This is a genomic window from Paraburkholderia sp. SIMBA_027 (genome assembly GCF_046535315.1).
Lineage (GTDB): Bacteria > Pseudomonadota > Gammaproteobacteria > Burkholderiales > Burkholderiaceae > Paraburkholderia > Paraburkholderia tropica.
Genome location: NZ_JAWRWY010001254.1, coordinates 1 through 249, shown reverse-complemented (window position 1 = coordinate 249; position 249 = coordinate 1). Strand labels below are relative to the sequence as shown.

The window sequence follows — 249 nt, the reverse complement described above, 5'->3', positions numbered from 1 at the left end:
CTATTCGGTGCACTTGATGACGATCAGCCGCAAACGCCGCCAAGAGTGGGCTGGGTGATCTTCATCCTTGTCCTCCCCATGATGCTCATTCTCTTGAACACCGGATTCGACACCCTCACGAGCGCTGGCGTCGTCGACGCTGACACAACATGGGTGAAGGTCGTCATGGTCATTGGAGCCTCCCCTGTCGCGCTCCTGGTCTCAGTACTGACTGCAATTCTCGTACTCGGAAAATTCCGTGGCGAAAGC

At 56.2% G+C, this 249-nt stretch carries 1 protein-coding gene; it reads left to right on the top strand.

All coding sequences use genetic code 11. From position 1 onward, the window contains the following. A partial coding sequence (locus SB764_RS43170) for a hypothetical protein (protein WP_410867191.1) occupies nucleotides 1-249 on the top strand: 249 nt, incomplete at both ends.